The 16,922-nt window shown below is 64.6% G+C and carries 19 protein-coding genes; 12 read left to right on the top strand and 7 right to left on the bottom strand.

Going from position 1 to position 16,922, the window contains the following annotated elements; translation table 11 throughout:
• Positions 1 to 128: 128 nt before the first annotated feature.
• Positions 129 to 896 carry an extracellular catalytic domain type 1 short-chain-length polyhydroxyalkanoate depolymerase gene (locus tag AC1DVA_RS06845; RefSeq protein WP_476805548.1) on the bottom strand — a complete coding sequence of 256 codons (768 nt, stop codon included), beginning with the start codon at positions 894 to 896 and terminating at the stop codon, positions 129 to 131.
• On the opposite strand from AC1DVA_RS06845, the gene AC1DVA_RS06840 reads away from it, so the two are divergent.
• On the top strand, positions 846 to 1,238 hold the full coding sequence (locus AC1DVA_RS06840; protein WP_476805551.1) for a hypothetical protein: 393 nt from the start codon (positions 846 to 848) through the stop codon (positions 1,236 to 1,238). The genes AC1DVA_RS06845 and AC1DVA_RS06840 overlap by 51 nt on opposite strands.
• Positions 1,239 to 1,249: 11 nt before the next feature.
• Here AC1DVA_RS06840 and AC1DVA_RS06835 read toward each other — a convergent pair whose 3' ends face one another.
• The 5 genes from AC1DVA_RS06835 to AC1DVA_RS06815 form a co-directional block, all read right to left on the bottom strand.
• Positions 1,250 to 1,642 carry a CopG family transcriptional regulator gene (locus AC1DVA_RS06835; RefSeq protein WP_265050811.1) on the bottom strand — a complete coding sequence of 131 codons (393 nt, stop codon included), beginning with the start codon at positions 1,640 to 1,642 and terminating at the stop codon, positions 1,250 to 1,252.
• Positions 1,643 to 1,932: 290 nt separating this feature from the next.
• Positions 1,933 to 2,766 (bottom strand): metal ABC transporter permease, encoded by an 834-nt coding sequence (locus AC1DVA_RS06830; RefSeq protein WP_265050812.1) that lies wholly within the window; start codon positions 2,764 to 2,766, stop codon positions 1,933 to 1,935.
• Positions 2,763 to 3,620 (bottom strand): metal ABC transporter permease, encoded by an 858-nt coding sequence (locus AC1DVA_RS06825; protein ID WP_476805462.1) that lies wholly within the window; start codon positions 3,618 to 3,620, stop codon positions 2,763 to 2,765. Before AC1DVA_RS06825 ends, AC1DVA_RS06830 begins: the two co-directional genes overlap by 4 nt.
• On the bottom strand, positions 3,608 to 4,525 hold the full coding sequence (locus AC1DVA_RS06820; RefSeq protein WP_320109517.1) for a manganese/iron ABC transporter ATP-binding protein: 918 nt from the start codon (positions 4,523 to 4,525) through the stop codon (positions 3,608 to 3,610). Before AC1DVA_RS06820 ends, AC1DVA_RS06825 begins: the two co-directional genes overlap by 13 nt.
• A complete protein-coding gene (locus AC1DVA_RS06815) occupies positions 4,522 to 5,430 on the bottom strand; it encodes a metal ABC transporter substrate-binding protein (protein ID WP_476805461.1) in 909 nt (302 codons plus the stop codon). The genes AC1DVA_RS06820 and AC1DVA_RS06815 overlap by 4 nt, the downstream gene beginning before the upstream one ends.
• A gap of 642 nt (positions 5,431 to 6,072) precedes the next feature.
• On the opposite strand from AC1DVA_RS06815, the gene AC1DVA_RS06810 reads away from it, so the two are divergent.
• The 11 genes from AC1DVA_RS06810 (at position 6,073) to AC1DVA_RS06760 (ending at position 16,377) form a co-directional block, all read left to right on the top strand.
• Positions 6,073 to 7,110 (top strand): zinc-dependent alcohol dehydrogenase, encoded by a 1,038-nt coding sequence (locus AC1DVA_RS06810; RefSeq protein WP_265050814.1) that lies wholly within the window; start codon positions 6,073 to 6,075, stop codon positions 7,108 to 7,110.
• Positions 7,110 to 8,594: a xylulokinase gene (xylB, locus tag AC1DVA_RS06805; RefSeq protein ID WP_476805460.1), complete on the top strand. Its 1,485-nt coding sequence runs from the start codon at positions 7,110 to 7,112 to the stop codon at positions 8,592 to 8,594. The genes AC1DVA_RS06810 and xylB overlap by 1 nt, the downstream gene beginning before the upstream one ends.
• 77 nt (positions 8,595 to 8,671) lie before the next feature.
• Entirely contained in the window at positions 8,672 to 9,346 is a 675-nt protein-coding gene (locus AC1DVA_RS06800) for an HAD-IA family hydrolase (protein ID WP_265050816.1), read from the top strand.
• 4 nt (positions 9,347 to 9,350) lie between these two features.
• Positions 9,351 to 10,298, top strand: coding sequence for a sugar-binding transcriptional regulator (locus AC1DVA_RS06795; protein ID WP_476805459.1), 948 nt, complete (start codon positions 9,351 to 9,353; stop codon positions 10,296 to 10,298).
• Positions 10,299 to 10,453: 155 nt separating this feature from the next.
• Positions 10,454 to 11,767, top strand: coding sequence for an extracellular solute-binding protein (locus AC1DVA_RS06790; RefSeq protein WP_476805458.1), 1,314 nt, complete (start codon positions 10,454 to 10,456; stop codon positions 11,765 to 11,767).
• A gap of 37 nt (positions 11,768 to 11,804) precedes the next feature.
• Entirely contained in the window at positions 11,805 to 12,758 is a 954-nt protein-coding gene (locus tag AC1DVA_RS06785; RefSeq protein WP_476805547.1) for an ABC transporter permease subunit, read from the top strand.
• Positions 12,759 to 12,768: 10 nt separating this feature from the next.
• Positions 12,769 to 13,659: an ABC transporter permease subunit gene (locus tag AC1DVA_RS06780; protein ID WP_476805457.1), complete on the top strand. Its 891-nt coding sequence runs from the start codon at positions 12,769 to 12,771 to the stop codon at positions 13,657 to 13,659.
• A gap of 30 nt (positions 13,660 to 13,689) precedes the next feature.
• Positions 13,690 to 14,430 carry a glycerophosphodiester phosphodiesterase family protein gene (locus AC1DVA_RS06775; RefSeq protein WP_476805456.1) on the top strand — a complete coding sequence of 247 codons (741 nt, stop codon included), beginning with the start codon at positions 13,690 to 13,692 and terminating at the stop codon, positions 14,428 to 14,430.
• Positions 14,431 to 14,962: 532 nt separating this feature from the next.
• The gene (locus tag AC1DVA_RS06770) at positions 14,963 to 15,295 is read left to right on the top strand and encodes a PepSY domain-containing protein (protein ID WP_476805455.1); all 333 of its coding nucleotides are present in this window, start codon (positions 14,963 to 14,965) and stop codon (positions 15,293 to 15,295) included.
• On the top strand, positions 15,292 to 15,858 hold the full coding sequence (locus tag AC1DVA_RS06765; protein WP_265050822.1) for a hypothetical protein: 567 nt from the start codon (positions 15,292 to 15,294) through the stop codon (positions 15,856 to 15,858). Before AC1DVA_RS06770 ends, AC1DVA_RS06765 begins: the two co-directional genes overlap by 4 nt.
• 222 nt (positions 15,859 to 16,080) lie before the next feature.
• Positions 16,081 to 16,377 (top strand): SemiSWEET family sugar transporter, encoded by a 297-nt coding sequence (locus tag AC1DVA_RS06760; RefSeq protein ID WP_265050823.1) that lies wholly within the window; start codon positions 16,081 to 16,083, stop codon positions 16,375 to 16,377.
• A 189-nt stretch (positions 16,378 to 16,566) separates the two neighbouring features.
• On the opposite strand, the gene AC1DVA_RS06755 is transcribed toward AC1DVA_RS06760, so the two are convergent.
• On the bottom strand, positions 16,567 to 16,857 hold the full coding sequence (locus AC1DVA_RS06755; protein WP_476805454.1) for a hypothetical protein: 291 nt from the start codon (positions 16,855 to 16,857) through the stop codon (positions 16,567 to 16,569).
• Positions 16,858 to 16,922: the final 65 nt, after the last annotated feature.

Here is a 16,922-nt window from a genome sequence, read left to right as displayed (position 1 = left end):
TCGTTTGTTCCCGTCGATGCCCGTTCCCGAGCATCGCGTTAAGGCTGGATCGTTGACCGGCCTTCAGTCCTTGCCGGGGCGGACGCCGCCGAATCCGCGGACCCCGCCCCGAAGTCGCCGACGTTTTCTCAGGCCTCGAGGAAAAAGCGGATCATCTCCCGCGAGGCGTCGGGGCCCGTCGCATCCGCATAGCTTCCCAGACGGTCGCCTCCCGACCAGGCATGGCCGCCGCCCTTGATGAGCCAATGCTCGGCAATCGCCGGCCCATCGCCGTTTCCGAGCAGCGTCCGGGTCACGCCTTTGCCATTGATCACTGCATCGGTCTGAAATTCCGCCGGTTCGCCATGGGCGGAGCGCGTGAGATCGAACACCTGTTTGCCGTTCGACGGATGGACCGTGGCATCGGCAGCCCCGTGGAAAACGATCTTTCTGATCGGCGAACCACCTTTCACCGCTGCTTTCGCAGTCCCTTTCATCGCGGCAAATGCAGACATGACATCGCAAGCCGCGCCATGAGGCAGGCCGGAATGGATACCCGCTGCGGAAAAGACGTCGGGATAGGCCGATGACAGGATGTCGGCCATGGCACCGCCCGCCGACAGGCCGGCAACGAAGATGCGCCTGCGATCGATCTTGAACTCTGAAGCCAGTTCCTGAGCAAGCCCGGCCAGCACGGCCGGCTCGCCGGCGCCGCGCTGCTGATGTCGGGTGTCGAACCAGTTCCAGCAGCCTTGGGCGTTGGCCGATTTCGGCTGCAAGGGATAGGCGACGATCAGGCCGAATTCGTCGGCCAATGCGTTCATCCGGGTCCCGCGCGCGAAATCGTCGGGATCTTGCGTGCAGCCATGCAGCATCAGGACCAGCGCGAGCTCCCGGCCGGCATGATCGGCGGGCATGTAGAGCTTGTATGCCACCGAGCCTGCCGCCGATTGGAAGCGGCGCGCGCGAAAGTTCTCACTGTCCCCGGCTCCTTCAGCGGCCGCTGGGCCATGGCTGGGGGTGTGAACGAAGCTCGGCCGCTCATGGCGAAGCTTCTGCAGGACCGCCCTGAGACCCCGCGCCGGAGGCGCTTCGAGGCCGGCTCTGCCCTGGCCGCCGCTATCCGGATCTGCTCCCCGCAGAGGCTGCTGTCCGGCAAGAGCGCGCTGGACCGCAGCCGTTGCGCCCGCCACATCGGCTGTTCGCAGGCGGCTCATGGCTTCGCCGATGGCGGCGTGAAAGCGCGGGTTCATGGCTGATGTCCTTTGGGTCATGTCAGGCGGTCGGCCAGGGCGGCCTTGATGTCGGGGGATGCGTGCAAGGCACCGAGGACCGTGAGGGATGCGATGGCTGTCCTCGCCAGTTCCGGCGAGACGTCGTTGTCGATCACGGCCAGGCCGAGGACCCGGATTTCGAGTTGTTCACCGGCGGCCACCACCGCCTCCAGGTCCCGCCGCGTGAATGTCCGAAGTCCCAATTCGAGCGCCAATCGTGTCGTCGCCTTGGCCGCGATCTCCGAATGGGACGAAAGCTGGTTGCGGATTGCGGTGCGAATGAAGTCCGACCGGTTGGAATAGAAGCCGTCCCTGACCAGCAGGTCGATGCGGCCGAGGTCCACGAAGCCGAGATTCAGCGTCAGCTTTTCGCTATCGGGCGCTTTCATAATCACATCCATATACCATCCGGGTGGATGGTATATGGATTGCGCAGGCCGCATATCAAGAGGGTCGATCGACGGTTCTTAAACCGGCTGCGCGGCCAAGATCGGTCTTGGCTGACTGGGAATTGGATATCGCGCCGCCTCAGGACACGCGAAAAACCCCCGCACCAAACTCCGGTTTGGGTCAGGTAGCGTGCCCACGATCGGTCTTGGCAACCGAGCGTTACGAGGTGTTCGCGCCATCGCTCTTGAGAGAAGGCTCCATCGGCGTCCGCGGAGCCTTGTCCCAGAGCTTACGCCATAACCCGAGCCGTCCTTCGGCTCGCATGGATGAACGCCACGACGAAAGCGATGGAAAGCAGAAGCACGATGGTAGGTGCCGGGGCGCTGTCGATGAAGAAGGACAGGTAGACGCCGAGGAACGAGCCGGCCACGGCGATGGCCACGGACAGGAGCAGCATGGTGCTGAATTGCCGGGTCAGCAGGAAGGCGATGGCACCCGGCGCGATCAGCATGGCGATAGCCATGATGATGCCGACGGCCTGCAGGGCGCCGACGATGGTCAGGGAGATCAGGCTGAGCAGGCCATAGTGCAACAGGTTCACCCGCAGGCCGACGGCCCGCGCCTGCGCGGGATCGAAGGCATGCAGGAGAAAGTCCTTCCATTTGACGCCGATGACGGCGGCCGTGAGCGCGGCGATCAGCGCGGCCTGGCCGATATCGGCCCAGGAGACGCCAAGCATGTCGCCGAACAGGATGTGGTCGAGATGCACATCGGACCGGATCTTGACGTAGAGAACCAGCCCGAAGCCAAACATGCCGGAGAACACGATGCCCATCACCGTGTCCTGCTTGATGCGGCTGTTCTCCTTCAGGAAGCCGGTGGCGATGGCGCAGAACATGCCGGCGACGAAGGCGCCGATCGCGTAGGGAAACCCGACGATATAGGCGATGACCACGCCCGGAAACACGGCGTGCGAGATCGCGTCGCCCATCAGCGACCAGCCCTTGAGGACGAGGAAGCAGGAGAGCAGGGCCATCGGGATCGCCACCAGCACCGAGATGATCAGGGCATTGATCATGAACTCGAACTGGAAGGGGGCCAGAAGCGTGTCGAGGAAGCTCATGGCCCTACCTCCAGCGCCTGCGCGGCGCGGCGGCGGGCCGCCAGCATTCCGTGCTTGGGGGCGAACAGGAATGCGATCAGGAAGACCAGCGTCTGCAGGCAAACGATGATGCCGCCGGTTGCACCGTCGAGGAAATAGCTCGCATAGGCGCCGGTGAAGCTGCTGGTCGCGCCGATCGCCACGGCGATAGCGAGCAGCCGCGGAAAACGATCCGTCAGCAAATAGGCGGTCGCCCCGGGCGTGACGACCATGCAGATGACGAGGAAGGCGCCGACCGTCTGGAGCGCCGCCACCGTCGAGGCCGACAGGAGCGTGAAGAACATCACCTTGAGCGCGGTCGGGTTGAGGCCGATCGAGCGCGCATGGCTCTCGTCGAAGAAGACCACCATCAGGTCCTTCCATTTGACCAAGAGGACCGCGAGCGAGACGAAGCCGATGATGGCGAGCTGGATCGTGTCGCCCGGCGTGATCGCCAGGATATTGCCGAGAACGATGGTCTGGATGTTCACCGAGGTCGGCGAGATCGAGACCATGAACAGGCCTAGCCCGAAGAAGCCCGAGAAGATCAGCCCGATGATCGCGTCTTCCTTCAGCTTGGTGCGCTGATTGAGGAAGAGCATCGCGGCGGCGGCCAGCCCGCCCGAGAAGAAGGCGCCGATCGAGAAGGGCAGGCCCAGCATGTAGGCGCCGGCAACACCGGGAACGATCGCGTGAGACAGCGCATCGCCGATCAGCGACCAGCCCTTGAGCATGAGATAGCAGGACAGGAACGCGCAGACGCCGCCGACGAGGGCGGAGACCCACATGGCGGTCAGCATGTAGTCATAGGTGAAGGGCTCGATCAGGCCGGCCATCGGTTCGGCCCCTCAATGCCCTGTTCCGCCGCACACGCCGTTGCCCTGCCGTCCTGCAGGACGAGCGGCCGCTCGTCATCGGTGAAGACGCGGACAGGCGTCGGCTTGCCGCTCTGCGCCTCGCTGAGGACGAAATGCCTGAGCACGCCGCCGAAAGCCTTCTCCAGGTTCTCCTGCGTGAAGGTCTCGACGGTCGGTCCGTAGGCGAGCACGGTGCCCTTGATCAGGATGGTGCGGTCGCAGAACTCCGGCACGGAGCCGAGATTATGGGTCGAGACCAGCATGACGCGGCCTTCGTCGCGCAGTTCGCGCAGCAGCGTGATGATCTGATCCTCGGTGTTGACGTCGACGCCGGTGAAGGGTTCGTCGAGCAGGATGACGCGGCCGTCCTGCGCGAGAGCGCGGGCGAGAAAGACGCGCTTCTTCTGTCCGCCGGAGAGCTCGCCGATCTGGCGCTTGCGGAACTCGCCCATATTGACGCGGGCGAGCGCGACCGAGACGGCCGCGCGATCGACCGCGCGGGGGATGCGCATCATGCCCATATGGCCGTAGCGGCCCATCATAACGACGTCCTCGACCAGGACGGGGAAGTTCCAGTCGACCTCTTCCGCCTGCGGCACATAGGCGACGAGGTTCCGGCGCAGCGCTTCCGCGACCGAAAGGCCGAGCACGCGGATGTCGCCCTTCGCCAGCCGCACGAAGCCCATGATCGCCTTGAACAGCGTCGACTTGCCGGAGCCGTTGACCCCGACGAGGGCCGCGATCGTGCCCGTGGGGATCTGAAAGCTCGCATCCCGAAGCGCGGTATGACCATTGCGATAGGTCACGGTCGCTTCCTTCACCGCAATGCCCGGCCCCGCATCCGAAGATGCGGGGTGGACCGGATTTCTGACGGGCGCGTTCACTGCGCGAGCCCCTTGGCGATAGTGTCCGACGTGACCCGGAGCAGATCGATATAGGTGGGCACGGCCCCGTCCGCCTCGGTCAGCGAGTCGACATAGAGCACGCCGCCATATTTCGCCCCGGTCTCGCGCGCCACCTGCTCGGCGGGCGCCGAAGAGATCGTGCTTTCGGAAAAGACGACGGTGATCTTGTTCTTGCGCACCGCGTCGATGACCTTGCGGACCTGCTGGGGCGTGCCCTGCTGATCGGCATTGATCGGCCAGAGATAGAGTTCCTTCAGGTCGAAATCGCGGGCGAGATAGGAGAACGCTCCCTCGCTCGATACCAGCCAGCGCTTCTGCTTGGGGACCTTGGCGAGCTCCGCCTTGATCGGGTCGACGATGGCCCTGATCTTCGCCTTGTACGCCTCGGCATTGGCCTTGTAGGTCTCGGCGTTCTTCGGATCATGCTTCGCGAAGGCCTCGCGGATATTGTCGACATAGATCAGTGCCGCGGTTGGCGACATCCAGGCATGCGGGTTCGGCTTGCCGGTGTACGGACCTTCGGCGATGCCCATCGGCTCGATCCCCCGCGAGACCACGACACTCGGCACATTCTTGAGGTTCCGGAAGAATTTCTCGAACCAGAGTTCCAGATTGAGACCGTTCCACAGGATGAGCTGCGCGCCCTGGGCGCGCTGGATGTCGCCCGGCGTCGGCTGGTAGTTGTGAATCTCGGCGCCGGGCTTGGTGATCGACTCGACGACCGCCGCGTCGCCTGCCACGTTCCTTGCGATATCGGCGATCACCGTGAAGGTCGTGACGGCCTTGAGCTTTTCCTGGGCGGCCGCCGGCATGGTGCTCAGCGCGGCCGCCAGGCCGACCGCCATCAGTCCGGCCAGAACCGATCGTCGCGCATTAACCAGCATGAACGCCTCTTATTAATAATGGGTTGCAAGAGCATTTCCTGTTACCGCGATATCCGACGACTTTGCAAGTGCGAGTTATTTGCAATTAAGCTCACAGCGTGTGCGGGGGCGGAGGCCAGCGCCTTTCGGCTTGGCGCGCGCGGGCTGTGCCGTATCCCCGACAATCCTGGAGGCCTCTCCTGATCGAAGCGATCTTTCGCGCAGCATGTACCAGGGCGCGTCGAGGTAGCTTCAAGGTCGTCGCGGGGACTGAAAGTAGTCGAACTTCACGTCGACACTTTCGACGGGCCTGCTGGAGTTCCGTCCCTTGTCTGGACACGATCGATCCAGAACGTCCGATACCGCGCAAATACCCAGGGCTGCCGTTGGCGCGCCCTGCGGCTTCCCCGGCAGAAGAATCGACAGTCTCGGCGGGCGTCGGACACATCGCGGGGTGAGATCACGCGATTGCTCGAGCGAGTCGTCGTTGCCGCCAGACTTCGCTAGGGCATCATGAGTTCGTTTTCCGGGTCGAGCGCATCGCCTCGCCCCGCCCGCCGCCATGCGAGCTATGCGTCAGCCGGCTTCAACCTTGACTGTAACCAATGTAAATATCTAAATACATTTGTTGAGCGGGCTTGCGAAGCCGGAGCTTTATGCGGAATGTCCCACGCCATTTTTCTACACGCCGCGGGCGACGCGCGCTTCGCCCCGTTTAATCTGCGCGAGGGCGCGCCCGGGGAAACGCTCCTCGATGTCGCCGCCGTCGGACTGTGTGGCAGCGATCTGCACTACTACAAGGACGGCGGCATCGGTTCTGCCGTGATTGCCGCGCCCTTCGTCCCCGGCCACGAGTTCAGCGGCTGGCTGACCGAGGATCTCCCGGAGTTGGGGCTAGCACGCGGCGAGCTGGTCGCAGTCGACCCCAACCAGTCTTGTGGCCATTGCGAGCATTGTCGCGAGGGCCATCCCAATCTCTGCCCCGACGTCGTCTTCATCGGTGCGCCACCGCATGACGGCGCGATGACGGAGCGCATCTGGGTGCCGAAATCGCAGATCGTCGCCGTCCCCCAGCATTTCACGCCCAGCGACGCCGTGATGCTCGAGCCGCTCGGCGTGGCGATCCACGCCGTCGACCTCGCCAAACCGCGCCTGCTGGAACGCATCGCTCTGCTCGGCTGCGGGCCGATCGGCCTCCTGATCCTGCAAGTGCTCAGGGCGGCCGGCGCCGGCGAGATCCTGGTCTGCGATCCGCAGCCGCATCGACGCGCGCTGGCGCTCCAGCTCGGGGCGGACAAGGCCGGCGCGAGCGTGGCCGACATTGCGGAATGGACACGCGGAGAGGGACTGCCGCTCGTGATCGAGGCCACCAACGCGCCGGAGGGCTTTCGCGACGCCGTGCGCGCGGCGCGGATCGGCGGGCGCGTCGTGCTCGTCGGCATCCCGGATGGCGACAGCTATGTGGTGCCGGCGGCGGAGGCGCGCCGTCGCGGCCTCAGCCTGAAATTCTCCCGGCGGATGGGCCATGTCTACCCCAGGGCCATCGAACTCGTCGCGCGTGGCAAGGTCGATGTCGACGCCGTCGTCAGCCATCGCTTCGCATTGGCCGAAGGGCCGGAGGCTTTTCGCCGGCACGCCGCCAATGAGGGGGGCATGGTGAAGAGCCTGATCTATCCGCGCGGTTCCGTGAGCCGCGGCTGATGAGTCCGCTGCCCAGCAGTGTCGGCAGCTTTATCGGCATCGATCTCGGCACCTCGTCGCTCAAGGCCATCCTGGTCGACGATCGTCAACGCCTGCTGGCCGCGGCGACGCGCGATCTCCACGTCCACCGCCCCGAGCCGCTATGGGCGGAACAGGACCCCGCCGATTGGATCGAGGCTGCGCTGTCAGCGCTGCGGGAACTCAGGCAGATCGCCCCTGCCGCCTTTCGCGGCTGCCGGGGCATTGGCTTGTCCGGGCAGATGCACGGCGCCGTCCTTCTGGATCAGGCCGGCAGGCCGCTACGCCCCTGCATGCTCTGGAACGACGGCCGCTCGGCCGCGGAATGCGCGGAAATCGAGACAGCCGAGCCGGCGTCCCGCGATATCACCGGCAACATCGCCATGCCCGGCTTCACGGCGCCGAAGCTCCTTTGGGTCCGCAGGCATGAGCCGGACATCTTTCGCCGGATTCAAAAAGTCCTGCTGCCGAAAGCCTATCTGCGCCTCGCACTGACGGGAGAGGCCGTCGAGGAGATGTCCGACGCGGCGGGAACACTCTGGCTCGATGTCGCCGGCCGGGACTGGTCGGATCGCATGCTCGCCGCCACCGGCCTCGACCGCAGCCACATGCCCGGTCTCGTCGAGGGCTCGCAACCTGCCGGAAGGATGCAAGCGGAACTGAGTCGGGAACTCGGTTTCGACACCCCACCGCTTTTTGCCGGAGGCGCGGGCGACAACGCGGCCGGGGCCGTAGGCCTCGGCGCCATCGCGCCGGGAGCGAGCGTCCTGTCGCTCGGCACCTCCGGGGTATTATGGCGCACGACCGGCCGCTTCGAGCCCCGGGCGGACAGCGCGGTTCATGCCTTCTGTTATGCCTTGCCGGGCCTCTGGCATCAGATGTCCGTTCACCTCTCCGCGGCTGCGAGCCTGAGCTGGTGGGCCCGCGTGACGGGCTGCGCGGAGACCGATCTGCTGGCGCCGCTCGGCGAACGGCTGGACGCTCCATCGCCCGCCCTGTTCACGCCTTATCTGTCGGGCGAGCGCACACCTCACAACGATCCCCGGATGCGGGGCGGTTTCGCCCGCCTTGGCCACGACACCGACCGGAACACCATGACCCAGGCCGTCATGGAGGGCGTCGCCTTTTCCTTCCGCGATGGCAAGGCGGCGTTGGAGAGTGCCGGCTCGCCGATCGGGGAAGCCATCGTCATCGGCGGCGGCTCCCGCTCCGATCTCTGGCTTTCCATTCTCGCCAATGTGTTGGACATGCCGCTGCATCGCCATGCAGCCGCCGAGACGGGCGCAGCCTTCGGCGCGGCGCGCCTCGCGCGCCTCGCCTGCACCGGCGAAGACCCGCGCGAGATCTGCCTGAAGCCGGAGGGCACGCCCGAGACTTTCCGTCCCGAGCCGGCACTCGTGGCAGCCTATGCGGCCCGCTATCCTGTCTGGCAGCGGGCCGCCGCCTTCAGCCGCGAACTGCAGTAGGTCCCGGCCTCGGCATTTGACAGGAAATCGAGCGGATGCTCTTGATTTGAGCATCCGTTCACGGTTGTCTATGTCTCATGCATCCGCTTCCCCATTTCGACCTCATCATTCTCGATTGCGACGGCGTCCTCGTCGACAGCGAGACGATCAGCTGCCGCACCCTGGTCGACATTCTCTCTCCGCTGGATCCCGATTATGATCTCGAAGGGGTGATGCGGCGCTATCTCGGGCGTCCCGCGAGCGCCGTCATCGAGGACTATGAACGAATGACCGGCCGCCCGGCCCCGGAGAGCTTCAAGCGGGACTGGCGCGCGCGCCTCTTCTCCGCCTTCAGCGCTACGCTGAAACCTGTCGAAGGCGTGCGCGAGGCTGTGGAGGCCTTCGACGCCGATTACTGCGTCGCCTCTTCCAGCGACGAGGAGCGCATCGAGCACTGCCTGCGCAAGGCCGAGCTATGGGACCTGTTCGAGGGACGGATCTTCAGCACCACGCGTGTCGCAAACGGCAAGCCGGCACCCGACCTGTTCCTGCTCGCGGCGCGAGAACGCGGCGTTGCTCCTGAGCGCTGCCTGGTGATCGAGGACAGCGTCAGCGGCGTGCTGGCGGCCAAGGCGGCCGGAATGGCCGCTTTCGGGCTAACGGCGGGCAGCCATTTCGCCGTCCTGGATCAAAGACGCGCGCTGCTCGATGCAGGCGCCGACAGATTGCTCGGCTCATGGCGTGAGCTCGCCATCCCCGCAGCAGCCGGCTGAACCCATGGCCGACAGCGACAACGCCCGCCTCGACGACGCTGCCCGCGCCGGCTGGCTCTATTACATTGCCGGCCGCACGCAGGACGATATCGCCCAGATCCTGAACATCTCGCGCCCGGCCGCGCAGCGCCTCGTCTCGCTCTGCCGCAGCGAAGGGCTCATCAGCTTCCGGATGAACCATCCGATTGCCGATTGCATGGAGCTTGCCGCGCGCCTGCGCGATCGTTTCGAGCTGCAGCATTGCGACATCGCCCCATCCGACGGATCGGGGGAAACGGCGGCCGCCGGCGTTGCCGCGCTCGGCGGCGTCTTGATCGAACGCTGGCTGCGCTCGCGCAAATCGCTGGTGATGGCGCTCGGCACGGGCCGCTCGATGCGGGCCAGCATCGAGCGCGTCTCGCCGATGTCCTGCCCCCTGCACCGGCTCGTCTCCCTCGTCGGAACCATCTCTCCGGACGGCTCTGCAAGCCCGTTCGACACCCTGGTGAAGCTGGCCGAGATCACCAAGGCTCAGCATTTTCCGATGCCGCTGCCGCTCTACGTCTCGAGCCCGGAAGAACGGGCGCAGCTCATCGAGATCGAGTCGATACGGCGCATCCGCGCCATCGCTGGCGAGGCCGACCTCTGGCTGATGGGCATCAGCCAGATCGGCGACGACGCCGTGCTCTACCGCGACGGCTTCATGACCCGCAGCGAGCTGCTCGAACTCGTTCGGCTGGGCGGCGTCGGCGAGGTGACGGGCTGGGTCTTCGATGCCGAAGGCCGGATCATCGACGGCGGCACCAACCGGCGCGTAACCAGCGTGCCGCCGGAGCCGGGGAGCGACCGGCTGCGCATCTGCATCGCCCAGGGCGCCGCGAAGGTGGCGCCTCTGCGCGCCGCGTTGAAGGGCCGAATCATCAACGGCCTGATCACCGACGAAGAAACCGCCCGCGCCCTTCTGGCGAACTGATCCGCTCCGCGCCCGCAAGCCGCGCCTCCTCTCGAAAGCACCGACACGGCGGCTGTCATCCGTTCGTCACCGACGGTTGACATAAGAAGCCAGTGTGCGAGCATATGCTTCAAGCAAGAGCATATGCTCATATAAATTCACGAGGGAGGTTTTGAATGCGACCTTTATTTGGTGCGCTCGCCGGCGCCGGCGCATTGCTCCTGGCGGGGCTGTCCTCCGCCCAGGCTGCGACCGAGATCGAATTCTGGCATGCGATGAGCGGCGCGCTCGGCGACCGCGTCGACGAGCTGGTCAAGAAGTTCAACGACTCGCAGAAGGACTACGTGGTCAAGGCGATCGGCAAGGGCACCTATGACGAGGTCCTGAACGGCACGATCGCCGCCTACCGCGCCAAGCGCCAGCCAGAGATCGTGCAGTCGAACGAGCGCTCGTTCCTGACCATGGTCAATTCCGGCGCGATCGTCTCGACCAGCGAGCTGATGGCGCAGCAGGGCCATCCGGTCGACACCTCGAAATTCATTGCGCCGGTCGTCAGCTACTACGCCATCGACGGCAAGCTGCAGGCGATGCCGTTCAACTCCTCGACGCCGATCCTGTTCTACAACCGCGACCATTTCAAAGCCGCCGGCTTCGACAAGCCCGGCGCGACCTGGCAGGAGCTCGAGCCCCAGCTCGATGCGATCAAAGCCAAGGGCGTCTCGAAATGCGCGATGGTGCTCCCCGGCGACTACGAGTGGAGCTTCCTCGAGAACTACAGCGCCGTGAACGACATCCCCTACGCCACCAAGCGCAACGGGATGGACGGTCTCGACACCAGCTTCGTCTTCAACAAGGGCAAGCTCGTCGGACAGGTCGAGCGGATGAAGCGGCTGATCACCTCCGGCGTGATGCAGATCGCCGGCCAGGGCATCATCCCGATCCAGCTCTTCACCTCGGGCGAATGCTCGACGATCATCGCCTCGACGGCCTCGCACGCCGCCGTCGTCGCCGCCGCGAAGTTCGACTGGAGCGCAGCCGAGCTGCCCTACGAGCAGGGCGTCACGCCCAAGAACAGCGTCATCGGCGGCGCTGCGCTATGGACCCTCAAGGGCCATACGCCGGAGAAGTACAAGGCGATCGCCGCCTTCTACGATTTCCTCGCACAGACCGACACACAGGTCTGGTGGCATCAGGCGACCGGCTACGTCCCCGTGACGACCGCCGCCTATGAGGCCGCCAAGGCGCAGGGCTACTATGCCAAGAACCCGACGCGCGAGATCGCGGTGCTGCAGCTGATGCGCGGCACGCCGAGCGACAATTCGCTGGGCTTCCGCATCGGCAACAGCAACCAGATCAACGTCGCGATCATGGAGGAGGTCTCGGCCGCCTTCCTCGGCCGCAAGCCGGCGCAACAGGCGCTCGATGACGCGGTCTCCCGTGGCAACGAAGCGCTGCGCCGCTACGAGCAGCTCAATGCGGGCAAGAAGTAACGCGGCGGAACTCCCCGTGGTGGCCGGCGGCGGCGGAATGGGCCTGCGCTGGCCGTTCCGGCGCCTTTCGGCAAAACCGGCCGATGACGGACGGGCGGAGAGCGGGCTGAAGCGGGCCCATTTCAAGGACTGGCGCCTGCCGTTCTGGCTGTTGGCACCGCAGCTCTTCGTCCTGCTGCTCTTCTTCTTCATCCCGTCGATCCGGGCGCTGATCCAGGCGTTCCAGCTCACCGACCCCTTCGGCGCCACGACGCAATGGGTCGGCTTCCAGAACTTCGAACGGCTGTTCCGCAGCGGCGTCTACTGGTCGTCGGTGCAGGTGACGGTGCTGTTCACCATCGCGCAGAACGTGCTGACGCTGTCGACGGCGCTGCTGCTCGCCTTCGCCACGAACCACATCCTGCGCGGCCGAGGCGCGTACCGGACCGTGCTGCTGCTGCCCTATGCGATTGCGCCCGCCATCGCCGGCATCATGCTGGCCTTCCTGTTCAACCCGCGCGTCGGGCCGGTCGCCCATATGCTGCAGGGGCTTGGCTTAGACTGGGATCCCAACCGCAACTCGTCGCACGCGCTGGCGCTGATCGTCATGGCCGCATCGTGGAAGCACATCTGCTACAACTACATCTTCCTGGTTGCCGCACTGCTCTCCGTTCCGCACTCCATTCTGGAGTCCGCCTATCTGGACGGGGCCGGGCCGATCCAGCGCTTCCTGCGTATCTCGCTGCCGATGATCGCGCCGACCTTGTTCTTCCTCATCGTCATCAACTTCGTCTACGGGCTGTTCGAAACCTTCGCCATCGTCGACGCGACGACCCGCGGCGGGCCTGCGGGCGCCACCTCGATCCTCGTCTACAAGGTCTATCAGGACGGCTTCGTCACGCTCGATCTCGGCTCCTCCGCCGCGCAATCCGTGGTGCTGATGGCGCTCGCGCTCTTCCTCACCTTCGCCCAGTTCCGCTTCATCGAGCGGCGCGTGAACTACAGCGTCTGAGGGACCGGGCATGAACGAGCGCACCCCCGTCCTCGATGTCGTCTGCCATCTCATCCTGCTGGCGGGCGCCGCGCTCGTCTGCCTGCCGATCTATTTCGTCTTCGTCACCGGCACGCTCTCCCAGCAGGAAATCATGCGGGTGCCGATGTCCTGGCTCCCCGGCGACCAGTTCTTCGTGAACCTGCAGACCGTGCTCAGAAGTGCCAATTTCGGCCGGCTGCTGCTCAACTCCTTCATCGTCGCCTGCGGCATCACGATCGGGAAGCTGTCGATCTCCGTGATCGCGGCCTTCGCCGTGACCTATTTCCGCTTCCCCTTCCGGATGACGGCCTTCTGGCTGATCTTCATGTCGCTGATGCTGCCGATCGAGGTGCGCATCGTGCCGACCTATGAGTCGGCAGCAAATGTCGCCCTGCCGCTCAATATCCTCGGTTCCTGGCTCGGCGTGCAGACGCTGGTCGATCTCGACTGGAACCTGGTCAACACCTATCCCGGCCTCATCCTGCCGCTGATCGCCTCCGCGACGGCGACATTCCTTTTCCGCCAGTTCTTCCTCACCGTGCCCGATGAGCTCTGCGAGGCGGCGCGCATCGACGGCGCCAGCCCCTGGCAATTCTTCCGCCTGATCCTGCTGCCGCTGTCGCGCTCCAACATCGTCGCGCTGGCGATCATTCTCTTCCTGATGGGCTGGAACCAGTATCTCTGGCCGCTGCTGATGACGACCGAGCAGGGCATGACGACGGCCGTGATCGGCCTGAAGAAGCTTCTGCCCCAGGCCGATGGGCTGCCCTCCTGGCATCTGCTGATGAACGCCTCGCTCCTGACCATGCTGCCGCCCGCCATCGTCATCCTTCTCCTTCAGCGTTGGTTCGTGAAGGGGCTGGTCGACAGCGGCAAATAACGACCAAGACATACGAACAGGGCTTCCATCATGCGGATCATCGGACATCGCGGCGCGCGCAACATCTGGGCGGAGAACAGCCTCGGCGGCTTCCGCAACGTCTGCGGCCTGAAGGTCGACGCGGTCGAGCTCGACGTGCACCTGTCGAGCGATGGCGAGATCATGGTCATCCATGACCCGCTGCTCGACCGCACAACCGACCACAAGGGCCCGGTCGGGCAGCTCTCCAGCGCCGCGCTGGGCAAGGTCCGGCTCAACGACACGCTGGGCGAGACGATCCCGACGCTCGCCGCCGTGCTCGATGTCTTCGCCCCGACGGGCATCGAGCTGGAAATCGAGATGAAGATGGATGCCTTCGGCAATCCCTATCCGGGCCTGCTGGACAAGGTCATCGCCCTGGTCGAAGCGCGCAAGCTGGCGTCGCGCGTGGTGCTGACCTGCTTCGTGCCGGAGGTGATCGAGGAAATCCGTGCCAAGGCGCCCGGCATGCGCCGCCTCGCCTCGGTCGACCGCCGCTCCTGCGAGGCTTTCGGCGGGATCGATGCGACGCTGCGACGCTTCGTCGATCTCGGCTGCATCATCGCGGTCGAGCAATCGATGCTGCGCCTCGCTCTCGATCGCGCCCTCGACATCGTCGGGCGCGACAAGCTCGGCGTCTGGGTGCCCAACACAGTGGCCGAACTCGATCATTGGCTTGGCCAGCCGGTCTCGCAGATCACCAGCGATCGCCCCGATCTCGCTTTGCAATTGCTGGCCGCCAAGGCGAGATGAGGCCGTGACCGTCGCAGTGTCGCGTGCCCGGCCGGGCGAGGTCGGGACGTCGATCGCCGTCCGCGCGACCAGCCGCGGGATTTGACGGCCGGAATCGTCCATCTCGACGTCGGTAGTTTCCACCGCCCCATCAGGCCGTCTATCTCGGCGAGCTGTTCGACGGCTTGATCGAACGGGACTGGGCGATCATCGCCACGGGCGACCGCTATCTCGCCCGATAGGACCGGTGACGTACGCCCAAGTCCCGTAGGCGAGCGGTCGAAGCGATAAAGCCCGAGGCGGTGCGGGATGGCTGCGCGCCGCGGACGCAGCTCACGCAGGGCAGGCCGGGATCGTTCGGTTTCAGGCGATTGCCGGCCTTGAGCAGGCCCCCGGGACAGCGGCTGTGCCACATACCCTGGAACAGCGCTGGCAAGACGCTCCGACCGCTCGCCCACTCCGAAATCATGAAGTATTATTTGTGGAACCATATCCCGACTGGGAAGTTTATCTCATAATCCACAAAATATTATGCAGATATCGGGATAGTAAAATGAAAAAGCTGCTGTTCGTTACGATGATCGCTTCGGCGATTTCTTTTGGCGCCGTGGCCCAGACGTCCACGACCGCGCCGACGCCTAACTCTCCGGTGGACGCGAATGCCCCGCTGCCAGGGGCGAACAGTTTCACCGAGGGGCAAGCCAAGAGCCGCCTCGAAGCCAACGGTTATTCGGACGTAACGGGGCTGAAGAAGGACGAGAACGGTGTCTGGAAAGGCACCGCCATGAATCCGGCGCGAAAGTCGACGTCTCCGTCGATTACCGCGGCAACATCGTCCGCCATTGATCAAATTTCTCCCCTCAGGATTTTCTGGAGACGTTTATGACCCGTACAATCACCCGTTCTTACGACACCTATGAGATCGCCGCCGCCGTGGTCGAAAACCTCGAAGCGTCAGGCATCTCGGATTCCAGCATCAGCGTCATCGGCAAGGATGAACGCGTCAAGGAAAGCAATGCGGCCGAAGGCGCCGGCATCGGTGCAGGCGTCGGTGGTACGGCCGGCCTGCTAGCCGGTCTTGGCATCCTGGCCATCCCCGGTATCGGTCCGGTCGTGGCTGCGGGCTGGCTTGCCGCCGCGGCGGCCGGCGCTGTCGCCGGCGCGGCTGCCGGGGGTCTCGTCGGCTCCCTGACCTCAGCGGGCGTCGACGAGGACGAAGCGAACTATCATGCCGAAACGGTCCGCCGCGGCGGAACCGTGGTATCCGTGAAGGCTCCGGACGAGCACGCGGCGACCGTCGAGGCCATCATGGACAACGCCACGCCGATCGATCGCGATACGCGCCTTGCAAGCTACCGAGAAGAAGGCTGGACGAGCTTCGACGAAAACGCTGCCCCCTATAACAGGCCTGCATCCCCTAATGGGCGCGCCCAATTCCCGGTCGACTGACGTCGCCCACTGACACGTCGCGAGAGGGCCTCCGGATTATCGTCTGGAGGCCCCTTCCGTTATTTATCCATGCCCGTTCTTGATGACGACTTAGGCGGATCGGACGGCTTGCGCAGTTAGGGAACACCTGAGGTCCAGGTTCAGCCTCCGCGCGGGGCTCGATCGCAAGGATTGTTCCGCTCGGCGTCACTGCATCAGAGACCGAAATCATCGCGAGGGCCAATGAACTGGATAGTCGCCATAGGCTCCCTGGCCGCTTTGTGTTCGATGATCAGCTTTGTGCCTCAAGCCTGGCGCATCGTCCGCAGCCGCGACACAGCTTCCATTTCGCCCGTGACCTACAGCCTGACGGTGACAGGTTTTGCCCTTTGGACAGCATATGGCCTTGGCCTGGGCGAGTGGCCGCTCATCGTCACGAATAGCGTCTGCTTTGGACTATCCGCGTTTATTCTCCTGATGACCTTGCTTCCGCAGGCGAAAAAAGACGCCTTAGCGGACACGATCGATCCGAAGATGTGATTCCGTCCCGGGCGCCAAGCAGCCAACCCCAAACTCGCAAAGCCAATGATCGCGCCCGTCCGCGCCATCAAGCGACTGACGCCCGAGGCGGCCACAGCGGATGGCAGGAGTTGGAACGACTGCAAAGCTATTCAACAGAAGATGCGGCCGCCAACTGAGGCGGCCTCTCGGACTGAGCGGCTAGTGGCGCTACTTCAATTGAAGCACGATTGCGCCCTCCGCGACTGCGGGGGCACCAACACCGATGTTGGACGCGTTCTCCTTTATCCAGTCTCGCGCTTTCTGTAGGCTTTCATCCGTGCCGGCCTTGTCACTGCAGATCGTGACGGAAATGCCGCCATCTTCAGTGTGGATGAGCGAGTAACTCACAAATCCCTTCACCGACCGGATGAGGCTCTCAACGTCCGTCTTCCGCTTCTCTAGCACGTCGAAAAGCTCTTTCGCTCCCTTGCCGGAATAGGTTCTTACGACCGCGTGCATGGCCATTCCTCCCTTTTGGCCCGCCAGCCGCGATAGTTATGCTCCCATCCCCCGCGATAGCCTAA

Source organism: Allobosea sp. P4_C6, assembly GCF_056402015.1.
The sequence above is the reverse complement of the archived record's forward strand: the minus strand, read 5'-3'. Positions and strand labels throughout refer to the sequence as shown.

Excerpts from the sequence above, each read along its gene's own strand:
- AC1DVA_RS06840 (WP_476805551.1), top strand. The coding sequence starts at position 846 with ATGCAGCATCAGGACCAGCGCGAGCTCCCGGCCGGCATGATCGGCGGG.
- AC1DVA_RS06845 (WP_476805548.1), bottom strand. The coding sequence starts at position 896 with ATGCCCGCCGATCATGCCGGCCGGGAGCTCGCGCTGGTCCTGATGCTG.
- AC1DVA_RS06835 (WP_265050811.1), bottom strand. The coding sequence starts at position 1,642 with ATGAAAGCGCCCGATAGCGAAAAGCTGACGCTGAATCTCGGCTTCGTG.
- AC1DVA_RS06830 (WP_265050812.1), bottom strand. The coding sequence starts at position 2,766 with ATGAGCTTCCTCGACACGCTTCTGGCCCCCTTCCAGTTCGAGTTCATG.
- AC1DVA_RS06825 (WP_476805462.1), bottom strand. The coding sequence starts at position 3,620 with ATGGCCGGCCTGATCGAGCCCTTCACCTATGACTACATGCTGACCGCC.
- AC1DVA_RS06815 (WP_476805461.1), bottom strand. The coding sequence starts at position 5,430 with ATGCTGGTTAATGCGCGACGATCGGTTCTGGCCGGACTGATGGCGGTC.
- AC1DVA_RS06810 (WP_265050814.1), top strand. The coding sequence starts at position 6,073 with ATGTCCCACGCCATTTTTCTACACGCCGCGGGCGACGCGCGCTTCGCC.
- xylB (WP_476805460.1), top strand. The coding sequence starts at position 7,110 with ATGAGTCCGCTGCCCAGCAGTGTCGGCAGCTTTATCGGCATCGATCTC.
- AC1DVA_RS06800 (WP_265050816.1), top strand. The coding sequence starts at position 8,672 with ATGCATCCGCTTCCCCATTTCGACCTCATCATTCTCGATTGCGACGGC.
- AC1DVA_RS06795 (WP_476805459.1), top strand. The coding sequence starts at position 9,351 with ATGGCCGACAGCGACAACGCCCGCCTCGACGACGCTGCCCGCGCCGGC.
- AC1DVA_RS06790 (WP_476805458.1), top strand. The coding sequence starts at position 10,454 with ATGCGACCTTTATTTGGTGCGCTCGCCGGCGCCGGCGCATTGCTCCTG.
- AC1DVA_RS06785 (WP_476805547.1), top strand. The coding sequence starts at position 11,805 with ATGGGCCTGCGCTGGCCGTTCCGGCGCCTTTCGGCAAAACCGGCCGAT.
- AC1DVA_RS06780 (WP_476805457.1), top strand. The coding sequence starts at position 12,769 with ATGAACGAGCGCACCCCCGTCCTCGATGTCGTCTGCCATCTCATCCTG.
- AC1DVA_RS06775 (WP_476805456.1), top strand. The coding sequence starts at position 13,690 with ATGCGGATCATCGGACATCGCGGCGCGCGCAACATCTGGGCGGAGAAC.
- AC1DVA_RS06770 (WP_476805455.1), top strand. The coding sequence starts at position 14,963 with ATGAAAAAGCTGCTGTTCGTTACGATGATCGCTTCGGCGATTTCTTTT.
- AC1DVA_RS06765 (WP_265050822.1), top strand. The coding sequence starts at position 15,292 with ATGACCCGTACAATCACCCGTTCTTACGACACCTATGAGATCGCCGCC.
- AC1DVA_RS06760 (WP_265050823.1), top strand. The coding sequence starts at position 16,081 with ATGAACTGGATAGTCGCCATAGGCTCCCTGGCCGCTTTGTGTTCGATG.
- AC1DVA_RS06755 (WP_476805454.1), bottom strand. The coding sequence starts at position 16,857 with ATGCACGCGGTCGTAAGAACCTATTCCGGCAAGGGAGCGAAAGAGCTT.